This is a genomic window from Bradyrhizobium sp. (genome assembly GCF_049512235.1).
Taxonomy (GTDB): Bacteria; Pseudomonadota; Alphaproteobacteria; order Rhizobiales; family Xanthobacteraceae; genus Bradyrhizobium.
Genome location: NZ_JBEKXH010000234.1, coordinates 1 through 10,196, shown reverse-complemented (window position 1 = coordinate 10,196; position 10,196 = coordinate 1). Strand labels below are relative to the sequence as shown.

10 protein-coding genes are annotated in these 10,196 nt (G+C 62.1%); 1 reads left to right on the top strand and 9 read right to left on the bottom strand.

The annotated features are described in order from the left end of the window. The 8 genes from ABSG20_RS20700 to ABSG20_RS20665 form a co-directional block, all read right to left on the bottom strand. Window positions 1-401, bottom strand: a 401-nt coding sequence (locus ABSG20_RS20700; RefSeq protein WP_423866376.1) for an efflux RND transporter permease subunit, incomplete at its 3' end; no start/stop codon positions are given. Next, complete coding sequence (locus tag ABSG20_RS20695) at window positions 398-1,645, bottom strand: efflux RND transporter periplasmic adaptor subunit (protein WP_423866375.1); 1,248 nt, start codon at window positions 1,643-1,645, stop codon at window positions 398-400. The genes ABSG20_RS20695 and ABSG20_RS20700, both read right to left, overlap by 4 nt. A gap of 54 nt (window positions 1,646-1,699) precedes the next feature. After that, entirely contained in the window at window positions 1,700-3,193 is a 1,494-nt protein-coding gene (locus ABSG20_RS20690) for an NAD(P)H-hydrate dehydratase (protein ID WP_423866374.1), read from the bottom strand. A 15-nt stretch (window positions 3,194-3,208) separates the two neighbouring features. Further along, window positions 3,209-4,306: a zinc-dependent alcohol dehydrogenase gene (locus tag ABSG20_RS20685; protein WP_423866373.1), complete on the bottom strand. Its 1,098-nt coding sequence runs from the start codon at window positions 4,304-4,306 to the stop codon at window positions 3,209-3,211. Between the two features lie 50 nt (window positions 4,307-4,356). Continuing rightward, window positions 4,357-5,817, bottom strand: a complete 1,461-nt coding sequence (locus ABSG20_RS20680; protein ID WP_423866372.1) for an NAD(P)(+) transhydrogenase (Re/Si-specific) subunit beta — start codon at window positions 5,815-5,817, stop codon at window positions 4,357-4,359. Continuing rightward, on the bottom strand, window positions 5,817-6,170 hold the full coding sequence (locus ABSG20_RS20675) for an NAD(P) transhydrogenase subunit alpha part 2 (RefSeq protein ID WP_423866371.1): 354 nt from the start codon (window positions 6,168-6,170) through the stop codon (window positions 5,817-5,819). The genes ABSG20_RS20680 and ABSG20_RS20675 overlap by 1 nt, the downstream gene beginning before the upstream one ends. A gap of 16 nt (window positions 6,171-6,186) precedes the next feature. Continuing rightward, window positions 6,187-7,296 carry an NAD(P) transhydrogenase subunit alpha gene (locus tag ABSG20_RS20670; RefSeq protein ID WP_423866370.1) on the bottom strand — a complete coding sequence of 370 codons (1,110 nt, stop codon included), beginning with the start codon at window positions 7,294-7,296 and terminating at the stop codon, window positions 6,187-6,189. A gap of 199 nt (window positions 7,297-7,495) precedes the next feature. Further along, complete coding sequence (locus ABSG20_RS20665; protein WP_423866369.1) at window positions 7,496-8,878, bottom strand: NAD-dependent succinate-semialdehyde dehydrogenase; 1,383 nt, start codon at window positions 8,876-8,878, stop codon at window positions 7,496-7,498. 537 nt (window positions 8,879-9,415) lie between these two features. Between ABSG20_RS20665 and ABSG20_RS20660 the strand changes: the two genes are divergently transcribed. Continuing rightward, window positions 9,416-9,748 (top strand): DUF1488 family protein, encoded by a 333-nt coding sequence (locus tag ABSG20_RS20660; protein ID WP_423866368.1) that lies wholly within the window; start codon window positions 9,416-9,418, stop codon window positions 9,746-9,748. Window positions 9,749-9,957: 209 nt separating this feature from the next. On the opposite strand, the gene ABSG20_RS20655 is transcribed toward ABSG20_RS20660, so the two are convergent. After that, the coding region (locus ABSG20_RS20655; RefSeq protein WP_423866367.1) for a hypothetical protein at window positions 9,958-10,196 on the bottom strand (239 nt) is incomplete at its 5' end.

Below are 10,196 nucleotides of genomic sequence, written 5' to 3'. Positions count from 1 at the left end.
GATTTCTTCTGCACCGTCAGGCCCTGCAGCTGCACTTCGGGCGGCAATTGCGACAACGCGGTCTGGACGCGGTTATTGACGTTGACGGTGTTGATGTCGGGATTGGTGCCGAGCGCGAACGAGACGGTGAGCGTGTAGCTGCCGTCATTGCCACTGGTCGACTTCATGTAGAGCATGCTGTCAACGCCGACGATTTGGGCCTCGAGCGGCTGGGCGACACTGGATTCCACCACCTCGGCGGAGGCGCCCGGAAACACGCCCGTGACCGTGACCTGTGGCGGCACGATGTCGGGAAATTGCGCGACCGGGATTTGAAACAGCGCCAGCGCGCCGGCGAGAGTGATGACGAGGGCAATCACGATCGCAAGACGGGGACGATCGACGAAAACGGACGAGATCATGGCGTGGCGCCCGCGGGCTTAGCTTGGGGCGCACCGCCGCCGCCGCCAACGGTTTGCGTGCTTCCGTCCCCGGCGACCTTCATGCTGGATTCGATCAGCGCGCTCGCCGGGCCGGGATTAACCGGCACGCCGGGAAGCACCCGCTGCAGGCCTTCGACGATTACCTTGTCGCCCAGCGCGATCCCGCTGATGACCGCGGCGACGGTCGGGGTCGACTGACCGAGCTGGACGCGGTGCTGTTGGGCCTTGTTGTCGGCGCCGACCGTGAAGACATAATCGCCCTGCTGGTCCGACAGCACGGCGGAGCGCGGGACCGCCAGCACCTCGACCGGCTGCACGCCTTCCAAAAGCACGGTGACGAACTCGTCATCGGTAAGTTCGCGGACGGTCCCGTTCGTGCTAGGAATGTTCGGCAAAGGCGGATTGGCTATGGTTCCCCGCAGCGTGATGGTGTCGGTGTTTTGCGCAATGGTGTTGTCGACGAAGTTCAACTTGCCGGTCTGTCCGTACAAGCGGCCATCCAGCAGACGAAGCTTGATGACAACCGCGTCGAAGCCACCGTGCGGCCCATAGCGCTCGCGCAGCTCCAGCGCCTCGCGGAGCGAGACCGGAAAGGTGACGTACATCGGATCCTGGCTGACGATGGTGGTGAGCACCCCGGAACTCGGGCTGACGACGTTGCCCTCGGTCACCGCGGTGCGGCCGATCTTGCCGTCGATCGGCGAGCGGATTTCGGTGTAGTCGAGATTGATCTGCGAGGTCCGCACCTGCGCCTGCGCCGCCTGCACCTGCGCTTCAAAGCTGCGCTGATTGGCGATCGCGGCATCATAGGTCGATTGCTGACCGGCAGGGCCCCCCAGCAGGGCTTGCGCCCGGCCGGTGGTCAGTTTGGCGTTTTCCAGCGTCGCCTGCAGTTGCGCGACCTGCGCCTGCTTCGCTGCCAGATCGGCCTCGAATGGGCCGCGCTCGAGCTGATACAGCAGTTGGCCGGTCTTGACCTCGGCGCCCTCGTTGAAGGAACGCTTTTCCAGGAACGCGTTGACGCGAGCGACCACGCTGACACGATTGGTGGCCTCGATCCGTCCGAGAAATTCGCTGCTCTCGGTGATTGGCCGTTTGATCGCTGCGATGACCCCGACCGCCGGTGGCGGCGTTGGGGCGGCTTGGGCCTGGGCTGCGATGGTGGTTGCGAACACCACGGTGCCGGCCGTCACCAGCCTGATCGAAATTCCTGCAAATCGCATTCGGAAGACGCCTTCACTCGGACCTGAACCAGCGTACACCTTAATCGAACGGGTCTAGCCGTCCAACCGCGCATTTAGTTTCTGCAGGACGCGCGGGAGAACGTTCGGCAGGTCTTCGGCGACCAGGCCCAATCCGAATTCCGCAGCCGCCGCGCCATGCAGCCAAACGGCTGCGGCCGCGGCCTCGAAGGGCGCCATGCCCTGGGCGAGCAGTGCTGCGACAAAGCCCGTCAAAACATCGCCGCTGCCGCCGGTCGCGAGTTGCGCGGGAGCGTTGCAGTTGATGATCGCGCGACCGTCGGGTGCGGCGATCACGGTATCGGGACCTTTGAGCACGACCACGGCGTTGGATTGCTTCGCCGCGCTGCGGGCGCGTTGCAGCTTGTCGCCCTCGAAATGGAACAGCCGCATGAATTCGCCGGCATGCGGGGTCAGCACGCACGGTCCGACGATGGCCTGAAAGAGGTCCTGCGGCGCCTCGGCAAATGACGTCAGCGCGTCGGCATCGAGTACGACCGCGCGCCCGGTCGCGAGCGCAGCCAGGACGAACTGCCTGGTCGATGCACCAACGCCTGCGCCGGGCCCGATCGCGATGACGTTGCGGCGCCGGTCGGCGAGCAGCGCTTCGAACTCCTTCAGGCCGTCAAAGCTGTGGACGATCGCGTCAACCAGCGATGTCGCGTAGATGCTCCACACCCGGGCAGGGGCAGCGAGCGTCACCATGCCGGCTCCCGCGCGCGACGCCGCCATGGCGGTCATCCGGCTGGCGCCGGTGATGGCCTCGCCGCCCAGGATGAGGACTTCACCACGCTTGTATTTATAGCTTTCAGGCTGGGGCCAGGGATAGCTACCCAGCCACAGCCCGGGTCCGTTCTCCCAGGTGTTCGGGGCGATGGCCTCAAGCACCAGCGCCGGTATGCCGATGTCGGCCACCTCGACATCGCCGCAAAGCCCGCGCCCCGGATACAGCAGGTGGCCAGGCTTCTTGCGAAAGAACGTCACGGTCAGCTCGGCCGGCGCAGCGGCGCCGAGAATCGTCCCGGACGCTCCATCAAGGCCGCTCGGAACATCCACGGCGCAGGTGGAAATGCGCCGCAGTTTCAGCGCCTCGACAATCGCAAGCGCCTCGCCGTCCAGCGGACGCGAGAGACCCGCGCCGAAAATCGCGTCGATCACGATACCGGCGCCTTCGAGACACTCGGATGAGAACGGCGCCAAAGCACCTTTCCAGAGGCTCGCGGCATGGGCGGCCTCGCCGCTGAGCTTGTCGCGAGAACCTGATAGGGCCAGCTTCACCGGCCAACCCGCGGCCGCGAGGTGGCGGGCGGCGACAAAACCGTCGCCGCCGTTATTGCCCGGTCCGCACAGCACGGTAACAGGCCGCATCAGCCATCGCGCTCCGACCGCCACCGCCACCGCGCTGCCGGCCGCTTCCATCAGCCCAAACCCGTCAATGCCGCTCGCCTTGGCTGCCCGGTCGGCCTCGCCCATCTGGAGCGGCGTCAGGAGGGCGAGTTTGCCCTCCTGCAACGTCTGGTTCACGGTCACGTCGCTCACCTGCAACTAGAACACTTTTGCCGCTTCGATCTGCTTCGCCACCGGGGCATTCGAATGCTTTTTGTCCGGCTTGGCGCCGACGAAATCGAGGACGATGCGGCCTGCGACCTTGCCGTGCTTGAGTCTGTCGAAGATTCCATTGATCGCCGACAAAGGCTGCAGCTCGATATCCGCCTTGATCTTGCCTTCGGAGGCGAAGGCCAGGGTCTCGGCCATATCTTCGCGGGTTCCCACGAAGGAGCCGCGAATGGTGATGCAGTTCGCGACCACGTCGAACAAGGGCACGGGAAAATCGCCAGGTGGCAGTCCGACCAGCACACAGGTGCCGCGCTTGCGTGTCATGCCGACACCCTGCTTGAACGCGCCGAGCGAGGGCGCCGTGATCAGGACCCCGTGCGCGCCGCCACTGGTGCCCTTCTTGACCGCCTCTTCGGGCTCGCCATGCCCTGCATTGACGACGAAATCGGCGCCCATCTTGGTGGCCAGCGCGAGCTTGGCGTCATCGATATCGACGGCGCAGACTCGAAGGCCCATCACCTTCGCATATTGAATCCCAAGATGCCCAAGGCCTCCGGCGCCGGAGATGACGATCCACTCGCCCGCTTTGGCTTTTGTCTCCTTGATGCCCTTATAAGTGGTGATGCCGGCGCAGATCAGCGGCGCGGCGAGCTTCGGGTCGAGTCCATTTGGGATATGCGCGACGTAGTTCGGGTCGGCGATGACGTATTCGGCGAAGCCACCGTTTTTGGTATAGCCGCCGAATTCCGCATCCGCGCAGACCGTCTCCCAGGCCGAGAGGCAATGCTCGCAATGGCCGCAGGCCGAATAGAGCCAGGGCACGCCGACCCGGTCGCCTTCCTTGACAATCTTGACACCGGCCCCGACTGCGGTAACGCGGCCAATGGCTTCGTGGCCGGGAATGAATGGCAATTTCGGCTTCAGCGGCCAGTCGCCGGTCGCGGCATGGAGATCCGTATGGCAGACGCCGCAGGCCTCGGTCTTGACCAGGATCTGGCCCGCCCCCGGGGACGGTATGTCCCATTCCTGCTGCACCAGAGGTTTGCCAAAGTGCTCGACGACGGCGACGTGCATTTTACCGGCCATGTGTAGCTCCTGCTTTCGAGGTTGAATCGATTGATATGGTCAGCTCCCGCTTACGCGGCGGCTTTCGTCCCCAAGGCGCGCACGGCCTCGATCATCTTCGTCAACACCGCCGCGGCATCGCCGTAGACCATGTTGCAGTTGTCGCCGTAGAACAGCGCATTGACGATGCCGGCATAGCCCTTGCCCTGGCCGCGCTTGACGACATAAACCTGCTTGGCCTTGTCGGCGTTGAGGATCGGCATGCCATAGATCGGCGATGATTTCTCGGTGCGCGCCGCCGGATTGACGACGTCGTTGGCGCCGATGACCAGAGCCACATCGGTATTGGCGAATTCGTCGTTGATGTCCTCGAGCTGGAAAATCAGGTCATAGGGGACACCCGCCTCGGCCAGCAGCACGTCCATCTGACCCGGCATGCGCCCCGCCACCGGATGGACCGCGAACTTGACCGAGACACCCGCGCCCTGCAGCAGCTTCACGAATTCGTAGAGCTTTCCTTGTGCCTGCGCGACGGCGAGACCATAGCCCGGCACGATAATGACCGAGGCGGCATAGCGCATGGAGATCCCGGCATCGCTGGCCTTGACCGGCTTCAGGCTGCCCTTGATCTCGCCCTGCTTCTGCTGAACCACAGTACCGAAGTTCGTGAACAGGATATTGCTGACCGAGCGATTCATCGCCTTGGCCATCAGCAGCGTCAGCAACGTGCCGGCGGCGCCGACCACCATGCCGGCGATCATCAGCGCCGGGTTCTGCAGCACGAAACCTTCAAGGCCGACCGCGAGACCGGTGAACGCGTTGTAGATCGAGATCACCACCGGCATGTCGGCGCCGCCGATCGGCAATGTCATGAGAACGCCGAACAGCAGTGCTGCGCCAAAGAAGATGTAGATCAGGTCTGATGTTGCGACCGGCGAGGTGATGAAGCCGTGCGTCACGGCCACGATGTAGCCACCAATGGCCAGCGTCACCAGCGCGACCAGGCCATTGAAGATCTGCTGTCCCGGGAACCGCAAAGGCTTCTTGAGCACCTCATCAAGCTTGGCCCAGGCGATCAGTGAACCGGACAACGACACGGCGCCGATCAGCGCGCCGAACAACGTGACAACCAGTTGGGTAACGCCATCGGCCTTGTTGCCGAACAGTTCGACCGCGGCGATCGCGGCGGCCGCGCCGCCGCCCATGCCGTTGTAGATGGCAACCATCTGCGGCATCGCCGTCATCGCGACTTTCTTGCCGCTCCACCATGCGATCCCGCCACCGATGGCAAGTGCAAGGACAGACAGCCCGATATTGACCATCAGGAACGGCTTCGCCGCCGCACTGATATCGAAGGCGTAAAGGAAACTCGCGACAACGGCCCCCGCCATGCCCCACCCGGCGACCATGATACCCGAAGGGGCGGTGAGGGGCGACGACATGCGCTTGAGGCCGTACATGAATAGAAACGCCGCAGCGAGATCGACCGCGCCGATGGCGAGCTGTGGAATGATGTTCAACATGTCGGTCATCATGCTTTGCCGGTCTGACTGGCTTCGTGTTCGCCCTTATTGGCGTGGGCCGGCTTGGGTTCGCTCGGCTGGAACATCGCGAGCATGCGGTCGGTGACGGCAAATCCACCGGCGGCATTGCCGGCGCCGAGCAGAACCGCAAGGAACCCGATCGCCTGCTCCTGCACCGTACTGGCGTTGAGCAGCGCAAAGATTCCGCCGACCACGACAATGCCATGCACGAAGTTGGAGCCCGACATCAGCGGGGTGTGCAGGATCGCCGGGACATGCCCGATGATGACCCAGCCGGCAAAGGCGGCCAGCATGAAGATATAGAGAGCGACAAACCCGCTGATCGCTATTGAGAATTGCATCTTGATGTCCTCCGGCTTACGCCACTTTTGCCGCTGGTTTGGTTGCATCGGGCTTGCTGCTGCCGGAAGGGGCAGGCGGCTTGGCCGCTTCGCTCTTCAATTCGCCGGCATGGGTCAGGACTGTCTTGGACAGAACCTCGTCGTCCCAGTCGATCTCGACAATATTGTCCTTCACGAACAGCGCGAGCAGATTGTATTGATTTTTTGAATAGAGCTCGCTCGCATCCTCGCCGAGCAGGGACGGAACGTTCAGCGGTGCAACGATCGTCACCTGGCCGATTTGAACGGTCTCGCCGGGAAGCGTATCCTCGCAATTGCCACCGCCATCGGCGGAGAGATCGACGATCACGGCGCCGGCCTTCATGCCGGCGACCTGTTCCTTGCTGATGAGTTTAGGCGATGCACGGCCCGGAATCGCGGCCGTCGTGATGATCAGGTCGGCGGCCTGGATATGCTTGGTCAGAATCGTGGCGACCTTGGCTTTCTCTTCCGGGGTCAATTCGCGGGCATAGCCGCCCTTGCCGCCCGCATCGACGCCGGTCTCGACAAAGGTGGCAGCGAGCGACAGTGCCTGCTCCTTGGTTTCCGGACGAACGTCATAGCCTTCCGTAACCGCTCCAAGCCGATGCGCGGTCGCGAGCGCCTCAAGGCCGGCGACACCCAGGCCCATGACCAGGACCTTGGCCGGTCCGATCGCTCCGGCAGCCGTCGTGATTTTCGGCAGGACACGCCCGAGAGTCGTGGCGCCGAGTTGCACGGCATAGTAGCCCGCGAGCGCGGATTGGCTGGAGAGCGCGTCCATCGCCTGCGCCCGCGTAATGCGCGGCACGCGTTCCATGGCGAAGCAGGTGATCTTCCGGTCCAGAAGCCGTTGAACCAGCACCGGCTCCCGGTTCGCGTAGACGAAGCAAACGAGTATTGCCCCCTCCTTCATCTCATTGATCACTTCCAGCGCCGGCGGCTGGACCGCGAGCACGACATCGGCGTCGGCGACCAATTCCTTGCGGTCGGCGATGAACGTGACATCCCTGAACGCTGCGTCGGTCAGCTTGATGGCGCTTCCGGCGCCGATCTGCATGTGCAGCTTGGCGCCGAGCTTGATCAGCTTGGGTACGACAGAGGGCATCAGAGCCACACGCCGTTCGTGCGGATGTGTTTCCTTCAAAACCGCGACATTCACATACATGCTGGCTCCGGCTTGTTTCTTTTATTTCATTTTACGGTCCTGCAGACCGCATCACGGCAATCGATGAGGAGTTCCAGTTGAACGGAACGCCTCATCGCTGTTGCCGGTGGGCCGCATCGGCACCACGCCGTCGAAGTGCTTACATCGGCGCTTCGGCCGACACGTAGCGAACCAGCTTCTTGTTCACGAACTCCTGGATGCCCATGTCGCCGAGTTCGCGCCCGTAACCGGAGTTCTTGATGCCGCCGAACGGCAGCTCGGCATCGGACCAGCTGATGTTGTTGATGAACATCATGCCGGTGTCGACGCGGCTTGCGACCCGCTTGCCCCGCGCCAGATCCCTGGTGAAAACAGAACCACCCAGACCGAAGTCGGAGTCATTGGCGAGCGCAATAGCCGCGTCCTCGTCCTTGACGCGGAAGAACATCGCGACCGGGCCGAAGAACTCATCCCGGAAAGCCGGATTGTCCGGCTTGACGTCCGTCAGAATCGTGGGCTGCATGAACGACCCCGGACGATCGATGCGCTTGCCGCCCATCAGCGCTTTCGCTCCGTGCGAGACGGCCACGTCGATCTGCTTCAGCAAATCGACCAGGGCCGATTCCGTGGACAGCGGACCGAGCGTGGTCTTCTCGTCCAGGGGATCGCCGGCCTTGAGGGCTCCGAGCGCGGCCTGAAACTTTTCCAGGAATTTGTCGGCGAGTTTTTCCACGACGATGAACCGCTTCGCCGCGCAACAGGTCTGGCCGGTATTGTACATCCGTCCCCAGACCGCCCACTTGATGGTATGTTCGAGATCGGCGTCTTCGAGCACGATGAACGCATCGCTGCCGCCGAGCTCCATCGAGGAAGGTTTCAAGTTCCGCCCGGCCCGCGCCGCGATGCTCCGGCCGGCCGCGACGCTGCCCGTCAGTGCCACGCCCTTGATCCTGACATCATCGATGAGGTCCTCCGATTGATCGTGCGAAATCAGAAGATTGGTATAGAGCCCGGCCGGCGCACCGGCGTCCGTTAGCAGCTTCTCGAAGGCGATCGCGCATTGCGGCACGCATCCGGCGTGTTTGACCAGCAGCACGTTGCCGGCCATCAAATGCGGCCCCGCGACCCGGGCGAGCTGGTAGTAGGGAAAGTTCCAGGGCTCGACGCCGAAGATCACACCGATCGGGCTGCTCTCCATATGGCCGTCTCCGAGGGTCGGATGCAACTCGACATTGGCCAGGAAGCGCTCGGCGTTCTTGGCATAATAGGCGAGGATATTGGAACTGAACTCCACTTCCCCCTTGGCTTCGCCGATGCGTTTGCCCATCTCCAGCGTCATGGTGTGCGCCAGCTCGTCAACACTGTCGTGCATAAGGGCGGCAGCCTTGGCGATGATGGCGGCGCGCTCGGCATAGCTCTTGAGTTTCCAGGTCTTGAAGCAGGTCTCGGCCGTGACCAGCTTTTGCTCGAGCTGCTTGTCCGTGAGTTCGTCGAATTTCTTGAGAAGCTTGCCGGTGGCGGGATTGAGGCTTTGATAGGACATGGTCTGGTTCCTTCCAGTGTTGTCGTGAGATTGCCGTACGAATCTACGTTACGCCTCGATGATCACCTTGAGCCTTGAGTGCCTTGGTCTTCGCGTAGCTCACTGCCGTAGCGAACCGGGCACCATCCGCTTTGACTAAAATCGCCGTCGCGGCCATGATCTGGAGCCTTTCGGAAACTACGGTTCACGAATAGCGCTCGCCGATAGGCTTTGGGTAGACTCGGAAACTACTCAGCCCCCGCGCAGTGCGCTCGGCATGCGGGCTCCTTTTGCATGCGAACTTTGTGCGCTATTGGCATCGCCGAATGGAACTTTCCGGGTCTCCGTGACTTCAGACCACGGAGAGAACACAATTCGCTCGAACACCTGTTCTCACATCGGAGTGCATCAGCGAGGATGACCCAATGAGTGCCATATATCCATTGAGCGTGCACCGCCGCATTGAACGTCAGTGGGCTCGGCGCTTGGATGCACTAAGACGCGCCCCTGGCCAAATTGTTGCGGGGACGGAGAAGGCGTTGCAATGCGTATTCAAAAATGATGATGCGCTGGTTGCACTCCCGCTCGGCGACGCCGTGGGCCGGCTACAACTTGATCCGCCGCAATCCGATGATTGATTTTCCAAATCACAGTCGTTCCTATGACAAGACCCGGCACGCCGTGCGATTTTGGGGACACGATAGCGCGATCGAAGCGTCGTTCTTTATCAACGAGGATGCATTGAGGCGAATTCAGCCCGACGCCCGTCTGGATGAATCGGGCTTTCTGAACGCTTTCGATGCCAACCGCGATTTGATATGTGCCGCCGCAGCCAAGGTTTATGTTCGCGGAAGCAGAGGTTCATATGATCTGCTCGCGGGCAATTTTTGAAGCAATTGCCGGCCGAGGGCGATTACGATTCAACTCTGGCCGACCATCGACGGCTTCGCCAATAAATAAATTGTCGGATGACCGCGGAGGGCAGGCTTGTTAGGCGCTGTCGTTGCCAAATGGGCGTTCCCGAACGTCGCGAAAAACACTGCCCGCGAACTTCGCATCGCCAAATCCCCGCATCCTTCCGCCCTGGGAATGGATATCGTTCAATCCTTGTACACAGATGACGGCGGAAAGCTGCTCTTCTGGCCGCTGGTCTCAGTCTCACGCTTTCCAGCTCTTTCAGTGAAATCCTCCTCGAGATCATGAAGCATGTCCAGCACGTCGGGATTTCGCTGATAACAGGCAAGCCGGCGACAGCTTTCCGCAAGTTCGGTCATCAGTTGGGCTTCTGTCATGCGGACACCGTTGATTGCAACTCGATCAATGCCGCCACTGCCAATAA